The 16,543-nt window shown below is 58.6% G+C and carries 6 protein-coding genes; 2 read left to right on the top strand and 4 right to left on the bottom strand.

Going from position 1 to position 16,543, the window contains the following annotated elements; genetic code table 11:
• On the bottom strand, positions 1-10,235 hold a 10,235-nt coding region (locus ACOTYB_RS17995; protein WP_421765857.1), incomplete at its 3' end, for an Ig-like domain-containing protein.
• Between the two features lie 122 nt (positions 10,236-10,357).
• Positions 10,358-11,695, bottom strand: coding sequence for a TolC family outer membrane protein (locus ACOTYB_RS17990; protein ID WP_409249038.1), 1,338 nt, complete (start codon positions 11,693-11,695; stop codon positions 10,358-10,360).
• A gap of 734 nt (positions 11,696-12,429) precedes the next feature.
• On the opposite strand from ACOTYB_RS17990, the gene ACOTYB_RS17985 reads away from it, so the two are divergent.
• Both ACOTYB_RS17985 and ACOTYB_RS17980 read left to right on the top strand, forming a co-directional pair.
• Positions 12,430-13,173: a DeoR/GlpR family DNA-binding transcription regulator gene (locus tag ACOTYB_RS17985; protein ID WP_220153820.1), complete on the top strand. Its 744-nt coding sequence runs from the start codon at positions 12,430-12,432 to the stop codon at positions 13,171-13,173.
• A 13-nt stretch (positions 13,174-13,186) separates the two neighbouring features.
• Complete coding sequence (locus ACOTYB_RS17980) at positions 13,187-14,254, top strand: oxidoreductase (protein WP_409249039.1); 1,068 nt, start codon at positions 13,187-13,189, stop codon at positions 14,252-14,254.
• Between the two features lie 40 nt (positions 14,255-14,294).
• On the opposite strand, the gene cybB is transcribed toward ACOTYB_RS17980, so the two are convergent.
• Together cybB and aldA are read right to left on the bottom strand one after the other, a co-directional pair.
• A complete protein-coding gene (gene cybB, locus ACOTYB_RS17975; RefSeq protein ID WP_421765856.1) occupies positions 14,295-14,825 on the bottom strand; it encodes a cytochrome b561 in 531 nt (176 codons plus the stop codon).
• Between the two features lie 87 nt (positions 14,826-14,912).
• Entirely contained in the window at positions 14,913-16,352 is a 1,440-nt protein-coding gene (aldA, locus tag ACOTYB_RS17970) for an aldehyde dehydrogenase (RefSeq protein WP_220153818.1), read from the bottom strand.
• Between the last annotated feature and the right edge of the window lie 191 nt (positions 16,353-16,543).

The following is a 16,543-nucleotide window of genomic DNA, read 5'->3' as shown; positions in this document are numbered from 1 at the left end:
GTGTAATCTTTGCCGTTCAGCGATACGGTCACCGTCTGGCCCGCTTCGGCGGTGCTGGTGCCGGAGATTGCCAGGTCGGACTGCGCTTCCGTGGCGTTCAGGATATCGTCTGTGGCAATGGTGTTGATGGTCACGGACGGCGCGGTAGCATCCACGCTGTACTCACGGCCCGCCGAGGCGCTGTTGCCGTTCACATTGGTGACGCTCACCTGTACGCTGGCGTCACCATCCTTCAGGCCAGCCAGATCCGCTGACGGCACGGTGTAAGTCCAGTTGCCGCTGTCGTCCACGGTGGTGGTGTAGATCCTGCCGTTCAGACTAATGGTCACGGTCTGCCCGGCTTCCACGTTGGTGGTCACACCGGACAGCACCAGATCCGCGCCCTTCTCCGCCGCGTTAATCACGTCGTCGGTGGCAAGCGCATTGATGCTGATGGCAACGGTAGCCAGATCAACGGTCACGTCGTGGCTGATGATGATCGGATTACCCGCCGCGCTGTCACCGGTAACGCTGATTTTCACGGTGCCTTCCGGCCACGCGCTCACGTCGGTGGACGGGATCGCCGCGCGCCAGGTGCCGTCTGCCAGCACCGTTGCCGCGTAATCTTTACCGTTGACGGTAACCGTCAGCGCCGTGCCCGGCGCCAGCCCGTCGCTGGTGCCTGAAACAATCAGGTTCTGCGCGTGCTCGATGGTGTTGACCACGTCGTCACCCGCCACGGTATCGACGCGCAGCCCCGGCAGGTTAGCGTCGATAGCGATCTCGCGTTCGCCGGTGCCGGTGTTGCCGTGGCCGTTGGTGACGGTCGCGGTTACGCTCAGACTGCCGTTGCCGAGTGCGGTCAGCACGTCAGACGGCACGTTGACGGACCAGGACAAATTATTCTGCACCGTTGCGGTGTAGCTGTAGCCGCCGATAGTCACGGTCACGGTGTTGCCCGCTTCGGCATTCGCCACGGTGCCGCTCAGGGGCTGACCCGCGGCCACTTCCGCCGCGTTGATGACGTTGTCGCCCGCCACGGTGTTGATGGTGACGGTTGGCAGCGCGGTGTCGACAAGCAGGTTCGCAGAATTGCTCACGCTGTTGCCCACGCCGTTGGTGGCCGTCGCGTTCAGGGTGTAACTGGCCTGACCGAGACCGGCCAGATCCGCAGCCGGAACCGTCAGGCTCCAGGTGCCGTCTGCCGCAGTTGTCGCCGTGTAGTTTTTACCGTTCAGGGTCACGGTGACCAGGGTGCCTTCCGCCAGGTTGGCGCTGGTGCCGCTGACGCTCAGATCCTGGCCTTTTTCAACGGCGTTCAGGACGTTGTCATCGCTGATGGCGTTGAAGCTGACCGATGGCAGACCGGTATCGACGGTCACATTATGCGTGCCGCTGCCGGTATTGCCCGCCGCGTCGGTGACTGACACAGAGACGGTCACGGTGCCGTCGCTGAGGCCTGAAATCACATTCGCCGGAACGCCCACGCTCCAGTTACCCGCCGCATCCAGCACGGGTGTATAAGTCTGGCCGCCGATCGTGACGGTGACCTTATCGCCCGCCGCCGCGCCGGTGGCGGAGCCGCTGATAATCTGCGCCTGATTGTGTTCAGCCACGTTAATCACGTCGTCGCCTGCCACGGTGTGGATGGTCACTGCCGGAACGGTGACGTCCACCGTAAGGTTGTGGTCCGCCGACGCCGGGTTACCCGCCTTGTCGCTCACGCTCGCGGTCACGGTGACGCTGCCGTCGCTTAATCCTGCCAGATCCGCCGCCGGAACGTTCAGCGTCCAGCTGCCGTTCGCGCTGACGGTTGTGGTGTAATCTTTGCCGTTCAGCGATACGGTCACCGTCTGGCCCGCTTCGGCGGTGCTGGTGCCGGAGATTGCCAGGTCGGACTGTGCTTCTGAGGCGTTGAGGATATCGTCGGTGGCAATCGTGTTGATGGTCACGGACGGCGCGGTAGCATCCACGCTGTACTCGCGGCCCGCAGACGCGCTGTTGCCGTTCACGTTGGTGACGCTCACCTGCACGCTGGCGTCACCGTCCTTCAGGCCAGCCAGATCCGCAGACGGCACCGTGGCGGTCCATTTACCCTCAGCGTCCACCGTGGCAGTGTAGCTCTTGCCGCCGAAGGTGATGGTGACGGTTTGATTTTCCTCTACATTCGCGGTGGTGCCGGAGAGCACCAGATCCGCACCCCTCTCGGCGGCGTTGATCACGTCATCGGAAGCGATGGCGTCAATGCTGATCGCGACGTTTGCCAGATCCACGGTCACATCATGGTTGATAGTCACCGGATTGCCCGCGCTGCTCTGGCCTTCAACGTTCACGGTGAACGTGCCTGCGGCAAGGGCACTCACGTCCGCAGAAGGGATCGCCGCGCTCCAGGTGCCGTCTGCCAGCACCGTGGCTGCATAGGTTTTACCGTTTACGGTGACGGTCAGCGCTGTGCCCGCCGTCAGGCCGTCGCTTGAACCCGTGATAATCAGATTCTGCCCGTGTTCGATGCTGTTAATCACGTCATCGCCCGCTACGGTGTCCACGCGCAGGCCCGGCAGATTCGCGTCGATAGTGATATCGCGCTCTCCGCTGCCGCTGTTGCCCACGCCGTTCGTGACGCTGGCGGTCACGGTCAGATCGCCATTGCCCAGCGCGGTGAGCACAGATTCCGGTACGCTGACGGACCAGGTCAGATCGCTCTGCACCGTTGCGGTGTAGTTATGGCCGCCAACAGACACAGTCACGGTGTTGCCCGCTTCGGCATTCACCACTGTGCCGCTAATGGTCTGGCCGGTTGCCAGCTCCGCCGCGTTGATCACGTCGTCGCCCGCCACGGTGTTAATGATGACGCCAGGCAGCACGGATTCCACGTTCACGGTGTGCGAGGTGCTGGTGCTGTTGCCGACGCTGTCCGTTGCGGAGGCCGACACGGTGTAAAGCGCTTCACCCAGTTGCCCCACCTCGCTCGCCGGAACGGTTGTGGTCCATTGGCCATTGGTATCCACCGTGGCGCTGTACGCTTTGCCGTTGAGCATCACGGTGACCACCGCGCCCGCGGCCAGCCCGGAAGCCGTACCTGTGATGGTCAGATCCTGCGTTTTCTCACTGCTGTTGATCACATCGTCGCCGGACACGGTGTCAATGGTCAGCACCGGCGCGGTGAGGTTGACTTCAACCTCGTGCGTTGTGCTGTTGCTGTTTCCGGCTTTATCGGTCAGCGCCGCGGTGATGGTGTGATCCCCGGCGGTCAGGGCACTCACGTCCGCCGCAGGCACGCCCACGCTCCACCTGCCGGAAGCGTCCAGGGTCGCCGTGTAATCTTTGTTATTGATGGTGACGGTCACCACGTCGCCCGCCGCCGCACCGGTCACGGAACCGGTGACAATCAGCGCCTGCGCATGCTCGGCGCTGTTGATCACGTCGTCGTCGGAAACGGTGTTAATGGTCAGCTGTGGCACCGTGGTATCCACCAGCACATCGCGGTCCGCCAAGGCCGGGTTACCCGCCTTATCCGCGACGGCTGCCGTGATGGTGTAACTGCCGTCGGTAATCGCGCCGATATCCGCAGACGGTACGGTGACGCTCCAGCTGCCGTTCGCCTGTACGGTGGTGGTGTAGTCCACGCCGTTCAGCGTCACGGTGACGGTCTGGCCCGCTTCGGCGTTGGAGACACCGTTAACGACCAGATCCTGCTGCGCTTCGGCCGCGTTGATGATGTTGTTGTCGCTGACGATCTCGATGGACACCGTCGGCGCGGTGGCGTCCACGCTGTACTCGCGGCCCGCCGAGGCGCTGTTGCCGTTCACGTTGGTGACGCTGACCTGCACGCTGGCGTCGCCGTCTTTCAGGCTACCTAAATCGGCAGACGGTACGGTCGCCGTCCAGTTGCCGCTGGCATCCACCGTCGCGCTATAGGTCTTACCGCCGAAAGTGATGGTAACGGTCTGGTTTTCTTCCACGTTGGTGGTGGCACCCGACAGCACCAGATCTGCGCCTTTTTCTGCCGCATTGATTACGTCGTCGGTAGCGATAGCGTCAATGCTGATAGCAACCGTCGCCAGGTCGACCTTCACGTCGTGGCTGATAGAAACCGGGTTGCCCACTGCGCTCTGGCCTTCAACGGTCACGGTGACGGTGCCTTCGCTCAGCGCGCCGACGTCTGCTGCCGGAACGGCGGCCGTCCAGGTACCGTCTGCCAGTACGGTGGCCGCGTAGGTTTTACCGTTAACGGTCACCGTCAATGCTGAACCCGCTGCCAGACCGTCGCTGGAGCCGGTGATAATCAGGTTTTGTCCGTGTTCGATGCTGTTGATCACGTCGTCACCCGCCACCTTATTGACCCGCAGGCCAGGCAGGTTGGCATCAATCGTGATGTCGCGCTCGCCGGAGCCGGTATTACCGTGGCCGTTAGTGACGCTGGCGGATACGGTCAGGTCGCCGTTGCCGATGGCGGTTAACACGTCAGACGCGACGTTAACCGACCAGCTTAAATCGTCCTGCACGGTTGTCGTGTAGGTATTGCCACCCACCGAAATTGTGACAGTGTCACCACTCGCGGCACCGCTCACTTTCCCGCTCAGGGTTTGTCCGGAAGCCACTTCCGCCGCGTTAATGACGTCGTCGGTGGCAACCGCATTAATGGTGACCTGCGGCAGCGCGCTGTCGACCAGCACGCTATGGCTGGTGTTCGCACTATTACCCGCAGTATCGGTCACGCTGGCCGTCACGCTATAGCTCGCTTCGCCCAATGCCGAGACATTTGCCGCCGGAACGGTGACGCTCCAGTTACCGCTGGCATCGGTGGTGGCGGCGTAACTGATACCGTTCAGGGTTACGGTGATGCGGGTCCCGTCCGGCTGGTTGCTGGTACCGGAGATCAACAGGTCCTGGCCTTTCTCGGTCGCGTTGATCACGTCGTCAACCGCCAGGGTATTGATGGCAATCACCGGCGCGGTCAGGGAGACGTCAAACGCGTGCGTCGCGCTGGTGCTGTTGCCCGCTTTATCGGTGACCGTGGCGGAGATCGTCTGATCGCCGTTAGCCAGCGCGCCCACGTCTGCCGCCGGAACGCCCACGCTCCAGCTTCCGGCACCGTCCAGCATCGCTGTGTAGTCTTTGCCGTTCAGGGTCAAGGTAATCACATCGCCCGCCTGCGCGCCCGTCACCTTGCCGGTGACAATCAGCGCCTGGCCGTGCTCGGCAATATTAACAATGTCGTCGCCCGCCACAATGTCGAAGGTAATCTGCGGCACGGTAGTGTCGACCAGCACGGACGCCCCTGCACTGGCCGGGTTGCCCGCTTTATCGGACACAGTCACCGTGACCGCCGCGCTGCCGTCGGCGATGCCTGCCATATCCGCCGCCGGTACGTCCAGCGTCCAGCTGCCGTTTGCCTGCACCTGGGCGGTGTACTGATTGCCGTTGAAGGCCACGGTGACCGTCTGGCCTGCTTCGGCAGTAGACGTCCCGCTCAGGGTCAGATCCTGCGCCGCCTCTGCCGCATTCAGCATGTTGTCGCCGCTGATGGTGTTGATGGTGACCGCTGGCGCGGCGGTATCGACGCTGAATGCCTGCGAAGAAGAGGCCGCGTTGCCGTTCACGTTGGTTACGCTGACCTGTACGCTGGCGTCGCCGTCCTTCAGGCCGCTCAGATCGGCAGCCGGTACGGTGCAGGTCCAGTCGCCGTTGGCATCGACCATCGTGGTCCAGGTTTTACCCGCAAAGATAATGGTAACGGTCTGGCCCGCTTCAACGTTCGAGGAGGAGCCGGACAGCACCAGATCCTGGCCTTTTTCTGCCGCGTTCAGCACGTTGTCGTCCGTCACGCTGTTAATGCTTATCGCCACCGGGGCGAGATCGACATCCACCACGGTGCCGATGTTCACCGGGTTGCCGGAGGTATCCTGCGCGCTGGCGCTGATGGTGAGCGACCCGTCCGCCCACCGGGAGACGTCTGCGGCCGGAACCGCAGCCTGCCAGGTGCCGTCCGCCTGTACCGATGCGGAATAACTCTTGCCGTTGATGGTCACGGTGACGGTGCTACCCGCCGCCAGGTCGGTGCTGGTGCCGGAGATAACCAGGTTCTGCGCGTGTTCAATAACGTTAATGACGTCGTCACCGGCGACGGTATCAATGCGCAGGCCGGGCAGCTGGGCGTCAATGGTGACATCCAGGGAAGACGATCCGGTATTACCGTGCGCGTTCGTCACGCTGGCCGAGACGGTCAGGTCGCCGTTGCCGAGCGCGGTTAACTGACTCTGGGTTAACGGCAGGCTCCAGGTGAGATCGTCCTGTACTGTAGCCGTGTATGTCTGCCCGCCGAGGATAATCGTGACGGTATCGCCCGATGCCGCGTTAGAAACCTTTCCGGTCAGGGTTTGCCCTGCGGTCACTTCCGCCGCGTTGACGATATTGTCGCCCGCGAAGTTGTTGAGGGTAACAACCGGCAGCGAGCTGTCCACCAGCACATCGTGCGTGGCAGCGGCGCTATTGCCCACATTATCGGTGACGCTCGCCGTTACGGTGTAATTGGCTTCACCCAGCGCGCTCACCGCAGAGGCGGGTACGGTAACGCTCCAGTTGCCGCTGGCGTCGGTGGTGGCGGTGTAGTTGATACCGTTCAGATTAACAGTGATGGTGGTTCCTTCCGGCTGGTTGCTGGTACCGGAAAGCAGCAGATCTTCGCCCTTCTCTGCCGCATTGATCACGTCATCCGCTGCCAGCGTGTTAATACCGATAACGGGCGTCACAGTATTGACCACCACATCCACTGAACTGCTGCCGGTGTTACCGGACCGATCGGTCACGGAGACGTTAATGGTCCAGGTGCCGTCCGTCAGCCCCTGAATGACGGACGCAGGCAGGCCGAGACTCCAGTTTCCTGCCGCATCCACCACGGTGGTGTAGTCTACGTTATTGATGGTGATGGTGACCAAATCGCCCGCCGCCGCGCCGGTGACGGAGCCGCTCAGGATCTGCGCCTGAGCATGGGCCAGCTGGTTAACGGTGTTGGTGTCGGTGACGAAATCGTTGATGGTCACCTGCGGCACGGTGGCATCCACCAGCCCAACGCGATCCGCGCTGCTGCTGTTGCCCGCCACGTCAGTGACGGTGGCCGTCACGGTGACATTGCCATCGGTCAGCGCGCCTACGTCGGCGGCAGGCACGTTCAGCTGCCAGCGACCGTCCGCCTGTACCGTGGTCTGGTAAGATTTACCGTTCAGCGTCACGGTGACCGTCTGGCCCGTTTCAGCGGTTGTGCTGCCGCTGAGCACCAGATCCTGCTGCGCTTCTGCCGCATTAATGATGTTGTCGTCGGTCAGGTTATCAAGCGTAATGGCTGGCGGCTGTGTATCGACGATCACCACGCGTGAGGCGTCCGCGCTGTTGCCGTTGACGTTAGTAACGCTGACGCTCACCTGCGCACGCCCGTCGGTCAGCGTTTCCATCGCGCTCGCCGGAACGGTCAGGTGCCAGGAGCCGTCCTGCTGCACCTGTGCAGTAAAGGTTTGATCCGCGAATTTCACCACCACGGTCTGCCCGGCCTCCACGCCCTGCGTCTGACCAGAAAGCGTGACATCCGCGCCTTTTTCCGCCGCGTTGAGCATATCGTCAGTGGTTACGGTATCGATGGTGACAGCCACCGCATTCAGGTCAAGTTCGATCGGGTGTTCAGCCGCCACGGTGTTGCCCCAGGCATCTTCCGCGCTGACGCTGACGGTCATGCCTCCCGCCGTCCATGCCTGAAGGTCCGCCGCCGGCACGCCAATCTGCCAGCTGCCGCTGGCGTTAACCGTGGTGACGTATTCGACATTATTGATGGTAACGGTGATCTGTGTGCCTTCGGCCAGATGAGTGCTGGAGCCGGTGACGGCCAGATCCTGCTGCTGCTCGATGGCGTTAATCACGTCATCGCCAGAGATCGTGTTCACGCGCAGGCCCGGCAGTTCGGCGTTGATGTTGATATCACGTTCGCCGGTGCCGGTATTGCCGTGCGCATTGGTGACAGAGGCGCTGAAGGTTAAATCGCCGTCGCCAAACGCCTGGAGGTCGGCCGATGGGATCGTCACGCTCCATTTCAGGTTGCTGCCAACCGTCGCGGTGTAGCTCTTGCCGCCCACGGTGACAGAGACGGTATCGCCCGCCGCCGCGCCGGTGACGCGTCCGCTGAGGGTTTGGTCAACCGCTGCTTCGGCGTTATTGACCAGGTTATCCCCGGCAAAGGTGTTGACGATCACCTGCGGCAGCACGGTGTCTACCAGCAGATTCGCCTCGGCGGAGCCGCTGTTACCCACGCTGTCGGTGCCTCTGACGCTGACGGTGTAAAGGGTATTCGCCAGATCCAGCACGTCGGAGACCGGCACCTGAACGGACCAGCGACCGTTCTCAACGGTGGTCTGATAGTTAACGTTGTTCAGCGTCACGGTGACAGCGCTGCCGTTCGGCAGATTACTGGTCCCACTCAGGCTCAGGGGCTGCATGGCCTCCTGCGCATTCAGGACGTTATCCTGGCTGATGGGATCAAGGGTAAATTCCGGCGGGTTGCCGCTCAGCGTAATGCCGTGCGTCGCGCTGCCGGTGTTGCCCGCCGCATCGGTCACGGCGACCGAAATGCTGTGGCTACCTTCCCCCAGCGCGCCAATGACGGAGGCAGGCACGCCGACGCTCCAGCTGCCGTCCGCCTGGACGACACCGGTAAAGGTCTTGCCGCCAACGGTCACGGTGACAACGTCGCCCTCCGCCGCGCCGTTCGCCTGGCCGGAAATAATCTGCGCCTGCCCCTGCTCGCTGGTGTTCAGAATGTCGTCGCCCGCGACGGTGTTGATAGTGACCACTGGCGCTGCGGTATCGACCGTGAAATCGGCGGTGATGGAGGACCCATTACCCGCTTTGTCGCTGACGTTTACCGTCAGGGTGTGCTCGCCGTTAGCCAACGTCTGTACTTCACTGGCCGGAAGCGTAACGGACCAGCTGCCGTCGCTGCCCACGGTCGCCGTGTGATTTTTGCCGTTCAGCGTGACCGTCACAATCTGGCCCGCTTCCGCATCGGTTTTCCCGGTCAGCGTCAGCGGCTGATTATGTTCAGCCGCGTTGATGATGTTGTCCTGGGCGATCGTGTCGACAGAGATCACTGGCGAGGCGGTATCCACGCCAATCGTCTGGCTGCCGGACACGGTGTTGCCCGCCGCGTCTTTTCCGCTGACGTTGACCGTCCAGGTACCATCGCCCAGCGCCTGTGCGTCGGCAGCAGGGACCTTCACGCTCCATGCGCCGTTTGCCCCCACTTCTGCGGTATAGGTTTTACCGTTGAGCGTGACGGTAAGCGCCGTTCCCTGCGCCAGGTTTTTGCTGGTGCCGGACAGCGTAAAGCCCGCGGACTGTTCGCTGGCGTTGATCACGTTATCACCCGCCGTGGTGGCGAGCGTCACGCTGGTATCCGCTGTAGAAACGGTTACGGTAATACTGCCCGCAGAGGTCGTTTTACTGCCGTCGATCTGTACGACGGACCAGGTATGTTCCCCGTCCGCCTGGGTCGGGAGTGTTACCGTCCAGGTGCCGTCCTTCGCGACCATGGTGCTGGCGATGGTGCTGCCGCTACCGTCTTTAACCTGAATGGTCGCGCCCGGCTGCCCGGTACCGCTGAAGGTGGGGGTGTTATCATCCGTGACCTCTTTTGCACTCAGCACGCCCTGCTTGTCACCCGCGTTGTCCGCCAGCAAAAATGTCGGCGTAGCGCTTTCGACTTCTTTTGTATTATCAATAACCCTGGTTTTGGTTTCGCCATCGCCGCCGTGAGCCAGCAGTGCGCCGATCGCACCGCCCCCTAACGCCGCACCGGCAATCCAGCCCCACGGCGCATCGCTTAATAAGCTTCCCTGCTCCAGGAAAGGTTCAATGCTGCTAATGGGTGCAGCCTGGGCGGTTAATTCGGTGGCGGCAACGCCTGATGCTTCCCCGGCATCGGCAAATGAAATATGCGTCAACGCCTGGTTATCGTTAAATACCAGTTCGGAATGATTATGGGTTTCCGTGTCTTCGACAAAATAATTATTGCAGCGGATCACGCTGCCATCTTTCATATAAATGAGGAGGTCATTCCCCTGGCGGACATAACGCACCACGTCCTGAGCAGAACCCTGAATTTCAATCACGCTCGGTGAGGAAATAGAAACCGAGAGATTCCCTTCACCGGTTAATTTCGTCTTCTCTGCCGTTTTGCGAATGATGACATCAACAACTTTTGCGGTACTCATATTCTTCTCCTTGCAGGTGCGCGTATTCCTGTGGATATGTCCACCAGAGGGATGTAGCTATCCTTGGGAAAAATCACCCATTATTGTCTGACTTATTTCGCGCAGAAAGGCGCGCCTTTTTTTTAACTTAAATCAGGTAATTTCGCGGCAGCGTTTTTCTCTATTCCGATAAGCGGCATGAGATTATCCACCGCGGAGGCGTAATTAATCGCCGCACTCCAGCCATCGTATTCAGCCATTATTTTCGCGGAGGTGGCAGACCAGACATCCTGCTCCACGCTGAGCAGATCGTTAATGCTGCGCTTGCTCAGGGTATATTCATTTTTGTAGACATCGCGGGCGCGCAACGCATTTTCCAGCTGACGTTTCCCGGCTTCCATTCGTCCACGCGCCCCGGTCCAGTCGGCCTGTGCGACGGAGGCTTTTTGCAGGACATCAAAACGGGCCTGATCGACCTGAGACGATGCCATTGCCCTTGTGCCCTCGGCCTGACGGACGCGCGCCGAGACCGCGCCGCCCTGATAAAGCGGTGCGTCAATATTGAGCTGGATCTGATCATCCCAGTACGCGCGATTATCCGACTCATACCGGGTGCGGCCCCCTTTCAGGCTTAAGGTCGGCCAGTGCTGAGACTTCGCGGTTTCTACGCCGTACTGGGCTGAACGCTCCATGTTCTGCGCGGCCATCACCGTTGGGATCAGTGAATAATCAATCCGATTGAGAGAATCCGGCTCCACGGCCAGACCTCCCGGAACCGGTGAATAGCGTTCAGCCTGTATGCCAGTTAATACCGCCAGCCGCGCGCGGGCGCTGTTCAGGGATGCATTGTACTGCTCTACCGTCGCCTGCATCCCGGCAATACGGGTGCGGGTCTGAAGCTCATCAGAGGTGGAGCTTACGCCAGCGTCGGCGCGGAGTTTTGCCAGCTGCTCAACGTTTTTAAGCGCCTGCACGTTCTCTTTTGCCGCCTGCAACAGATCGCTGTAGCGTTTCACTTCCACATAGCTGAGCGCCGTTTTTTCCGCGACGGCAGACATCGTGCTCATCAGCTGGTAGCGATAGCTGTCACGCTGAGCTGAAGACTGGCTGATGCTGTTGTTGGTCTTGCCAAAATCGTACACCAGCTGCGTCAGACTCAGGCCCCAGGCTGCGGAATTTCGCAACGAGCCGCTAGAATCGGTGGTCTGGCTGTGACCCGTACTCCCGTTCAGGGCTATTTGTGGCATCCAGCCACTGCGCGCTTCGTCTATTTGTGCCTGGCCGATCCCCAGCTGTGCCGCCTGCTGACTCACCGAGGGGTCGCGATCGAGAGCGAAAAGAACACTTTCTTTCATCGTCATTGCCGCAACGGGAGATATCCCCGCCTGGCCGTTATTTGCATTAGCCGCAGTCACCACCAACGAAATTAAGGTCAGTGAGGCAGATAATCTGAGTAACCTGTTATTGCATTTCATCTTCATAATATCCCCCGACTCCAGGTGATAGCCAAATAAATACCCAGGAAGAGGTACAAATAATTCGCCAGAAATCCATTGCCCCTTCTCCATTAATTCCGGGCAAGAGTTCCCCTAACCCATTTCAATTGAGATGAGAGCCGTTCAATCCCTTTTTTTCTTTTAAGAATTTACTTAAATATTTAGTGATTCGCAGCATAACAAAATGTGATATAAGCAACCACACCCGCAATGTTAATGTGTTGTTACAAATAAGAAAAAAGATGGGGTTTCTGGACAAAACGTTATAAAAGACCTTTCAGATGAAACAAATAAACCCCCTGTAATCTAAAGAAAATTCTAAAATACCCCGGTGTACATTTTTGCGTTAATTTCACCCCGAATCAGACACAAAGATTTTCAAAGAAATGTCAATTTAAGTAATCCACGGAATAAAACTGGATTATTTTACTTTAAAAACAAAAATTACTAGATATATGCACTAATTTATAATTACAAATTAGTTATAAATATCAATTAGGCACTGGAATGTGGCAGCTTAAGCCAAATTTTTAAGTAAAACATAGCGATAACAACATACCTAAAAGATACATACATGCTTTTTATGACTGATTAATGCAATATCAATAATCACAACATTAAACTGTTTTTGGATAACATCCCGCGCCTGTCCCGATTCCCTTTTCTGCAAAATGCTGTAAACTGCGAAGTATTGCGACATTTTGCAGGATACTGCGCCCATGCATAAAACCGCCAGACAAAAATATGTGCTTGATATCATTACTGAACAAGGCCAGGCCAGCATTACCGAGCTGGCAGATCGATTGCAGGTTTCAGCGGACACCATCCGTCGCGATCTGACCGACCTGGAAAAACAGGGACTGGCACAAAAAAACCATGGTGGCGCCATCGCGCTGAATCTCTCGACGATGAACCGGGTTAGCAGGAATACCTTGCTGCCTGAAATCAAGCAGCGGCTGGGTAAACAGGTTGCGCAATGCGTGCCTGCGGGCTCGACGCTGTTTCTGGATGCCGGAAGCACACTGCTGGCCGTTGCCCCTTTCCTTCAGGGGCCGCTGACCATCATCACCCCTTCTCTTGATATCGCCCAACAGGTGAGCGATCGGGAAGGTATCGACCTGATCCTGCTCGGTGGAAAGTGGGATCAGAAACAGCGCCTGTTTGCCGGAAGCGCCACCCTTTCACTGCTCTCTCGCTACCGGGCGGATATTGCCATCCTTGGCGCATGCGCCATCCATGCCAAACTCGGATTGAGCGCCAGTCAGGAGGCGGATGCCGAGGTGAAGCGTGCCATGCTGGCCGCAAGCCAGGCGCACTGGGTAGTCGCCGACCATCTAAAACTCAACCAGTGCGAACCGTATCTGGTGTCAGGGTTATCCGAGATTCATCAACTGTTTTTAGATCGTCCCTGGGCAGAGCTCGGGGACCATAGCGCCGTGCAGGTTACCGTTTGCGCACATTAACGTGGAGAAGGTCATGAATAAAGTGAAGACAATGAATATTGCGCTGATCGGGTATGGTTTTGTGGGTAAGACGTTCCATGCCCCGCTGATCCAGTCCGTTGACGGCCTGAAGCTGGCGGTGATCTCATCCCGGGATGAAGAGAAAGTGAAACGCGATCTGCCGGACGTGCTCGTTGTCGCCACGCCGGAAGAGGCCATTCAGCACCCGGATATCGATCTGGTGGTTATCGCCTCCCCTAACGCGACCCATGCGCCGCTGGCCACCCTGGCGCTCAATGCCGGCAAGCATGTGGTAGTGGATAAGCCGTTCACGCTGGATATGCAGGAAGCGCGGGATCTGATTGCGCTGGCTGAAGAAAAACAGCTGCTGCTTTCTGTCTTCCATAACCGCCGCTGGGACAGCGATTTTCTCGGCATTAAGCAGGTGATTGCGCAAGGCAGCATCGGCAAGGTGAAACATTTTGAGTCGCATATCGATCGTTTCCGCCCGGAGGTTCGCGTGCGCTGGAGAGAGCAAAACGTTCCCGGTAGCGGCCTGTGGTTCGACTTAGGCCCGCACATGATTGACCAGATGCTACAGCTTTTTGGTCTGCCGCAGTCGGTACAGGGCAACATCGCCACCCTGCGTGACGGCGCGGAGATTAACGACTGGGCGCACGTGGTGCTGAATTATCCGGAACACAAAGTGGTCCTCCATTGCAGCATGCTGGTGGCGGGCGGCGTGTCCCGCTTTACCATTCACGGTGACAAGGCTAGCGTGGTGAAAGCACGCATCGATCAGCAGGAAACCCAGCTGCTGGCAGGCGTCATTCCGGGTAGCGAAAGCTGGGGTGAAGACAGCGACGCTATGGTGCTGCTTAATGCCCAGGGTGAAGCCAGCGCTATCCCTGCGCCAAAAGGCGACCAGCGGCAGTACTATATAAACGTGCGCGATGCCCTGAACGGCAAGATTGACAACCCGGTCCCGCCGGTGGAAGCCCTGGCGGTGATGGCGGTGCTGGAAGCGGCGGTAAAATCTTCAGAAACGGGTACAACTCAGGAACTGGACTTAACGGCGCAGGAGCGCGCGCAACTGCAATAAGCCGCAAAAAATGCCCTGCGGGTTTGCAGGGCATTATCGGTTACTGACGCTTTTTCGGCATCATGCGCAGCAGCGTGTTATCTTTCCAGAAATAGTGATGCATCAGCGCGGCAAAGGCGTGCAAACCAATCACGAAATATCCCAGATTGGCCAGCGTCACGTGCCACGCTTTTAGCGTATCCACCAGGTCAAAATGCCCCTCCGCCGCATGCGGCATCGTCAGGCCAAACGCAAACCAGTCATTTCCCCGGTTATACATCATCACCATGCCGATCAGCGGCAGCGCAATGAACAGCAGGTAGATAACCAGATGCCCCAGATGGGACAGCCCGGTGATCATCGCTTTTGGTTTCGGTTGAATAGGCGGAGCCGGGAATTTGAGGCGGATAAGCAGGCGCGCCACCATCAGCACCAGGATGCTGATCCCGCAGGAAACGTGGATCATATTAATGAGCGGACGATCGCTTCGCGGGAACCATCCCCTGAACTCCATGGCGCAATAGGCCATAATAACTAACAGAAAAACCAGCCAGTGAATGCTGATTTGCAGACCCGTATATTTTGTGCGCATGTTGTTTCCCGATAAATAACCATTATCGCGCCAACATAACCACCTTTCCTGAAAATGTGAACCCCCTCGCATGGAGGGGGCTCCTGATTACGACTGCAAATAGACCACCTGCGTCTGCAAATACTCATTCAGACCGTGTTTACCATCTGCCCCGCCGATACCGGATTTCCGCCAGCCCGCATGGAAGCCCTGCATCGCTTCAAAGTTTTCACGGTTAATGTAGGTCTCGCCGAACTTAAGCCCCTTAATGGCTTTCATGGCGACGTTCAGGTCCTGCGTATAAACAGACGAGGTTAAACCGTAGTCGCTGTCGTTGGCCATGTTCAGGGCCTCTTCCAGGGTGTCGAAAGCCACCACCGGCAGCACCGGGCCAAAGGTCTCTTCGTGCATGATGGCCATATCCTGACGCACGTCCAGCAGCAGCGTTGGGGGATAAAAATACCCTTTACCTTCTGCCGCTTTACCGCCAAGGACCACTTTGGCCCCCTCCTGCACCGCGCGCGCCACCTTCTGCTCCACGCGCTCCAGCGCGGCGGCGTTGATCAGCGGCCCCATGGCAATATCCGTTCGCTCAGCCGGATTGCCAAACTGGACGGCTTTCATTGCCTCTCCCAGACGATTCACAAAGCGGTCGTAGATCCCCTTCTGGACATAGACACGTTCCGCGCAGTTACACACCTGCCCGGTATTGATGACGCGTGAATCCACAATGGCCTTCACGGCCAGCTCAAGATCGGCATCGTCCATCACGATGGCCGGGGCTTTACCGCCCAGCTCCAGCCCCACTTTGGTGATGTTTTTCGCAGCCGCAGCCATGATATTTTCACCTGCCCCGACGCTGCCGGTCATGCTGACCATCGCCACTTTCGGATTCCCGGCCAGCTCCTGTCCGACGGTTTCACCCCGGCCCAGCACCAGGTTAAAGACGCCTTTCGGCAGGCCAATCTCATCGACAATTTTGGCAAACGCGATGGCGTTGTTTGGGGTAAATTCGCTCGGTTTGATAACGATGGTGTTGCCGGTGATCAGCGCGGGAGCAAGCTTACGGGCAATCAGGAAGAAGGGAAAGTTCCACGGCAGAATGCCGGTGGTGACGCCAAGGGCACGCTTAAACACCAGAATATTCTCGCCCGGACGGTCGCTCTGAATGATTTCCCCTTCATACCGGCGCGCCCACTCGGCCATATAGTCGATATAGTCAGCGGTAAAGTTCACTTCCACTTCCGCCAGCTGCTGGATCTTGCCGCCTTCGGCCACAATCAACGCGCTGATTTCACTGACGCGCTCGCGGATCCCGGCGGAAATTTTGCGTAGCCAGCTGGCGCGTTCAATGGCTGGCAGCGCCTCCCAGCCAGCCTGCGCGCGCTCTGCCGCGTCAATGGCTTTGCGGGCGTCCTCGGCGGTGCCGTCGGGAATACGGGAAATGACCTCTTCCGTGGCCGGATTGATCACGTCAATCCATGCATCACCCTGCCAGGCAACAAACTGTCCATCAATATACATAGGATGTTGTACGGGTACTGTCATAACCTGCTCCTGTAATCACACTGTTTTTAACAAGTAAACTTATTGTTAAAAACTATAATTACCGGGGCAATTGCCTACTCTATGAATCTGTTTTTGTGAGATATCTCATAAAAGATACGGGTCAGCCCGTTTCCAAAATCACAAATCGGCAACACAGGATGCCCGTTTGCGTAAAAGATGGCGCAAACGGG

The organism is Enterobacter cloacae complex sp. IR5450 (genome assembly GCF_049238665.1).
GTDB classification, from domain to species: domain Bacteria; phylum Pseudomonadota; class Gammaproteobacteria; order Enterobacterales; family Enterobacteriaceae; genus Enterobacter; species Enterobacter hormaechei_C.
The sequence above is the reverse complement of the archived record's forward strand: the minus strand, read 5'-3'. Positions and strand labels throughout refer to the sequence as shown.

Coding starts and splice junctions, on each gene's coding strand:
- ACOTYB_RS17990 (WP_409249038.1), bottom strand. CDS start 11,695: ATGAAGATGAAATGCAATAACAGGTTACTCAGATTATCTGCCTCACTG.
- aldA (WP_220153818.1), bottom strand. CDS start 16,352: ATGACAGTACCCGTACAACATCCTATGTATATTGATGGACAGTTTGTT.
- ACOTYB_RS17980 (WP_409249039.1), top strand. CDS start 13,187: ATGAATAAAGTGAAGACAATGAATATTGCGCTGATCGGGTATGGTTTT.
- ACOTYB_RS17985 (WP_220153820.1), top strand. CDS start 12,430: ATGCATAAAACCGCCAGACAAAAATATGTGCTTGATATCATTACTGAA.
- cybB (WP_421765856.1), bottom strand. CDS start 14,825: ATGCGCACAAAATATACGGGTCTGCAAATCAGCATTCACTGGCTGGTT.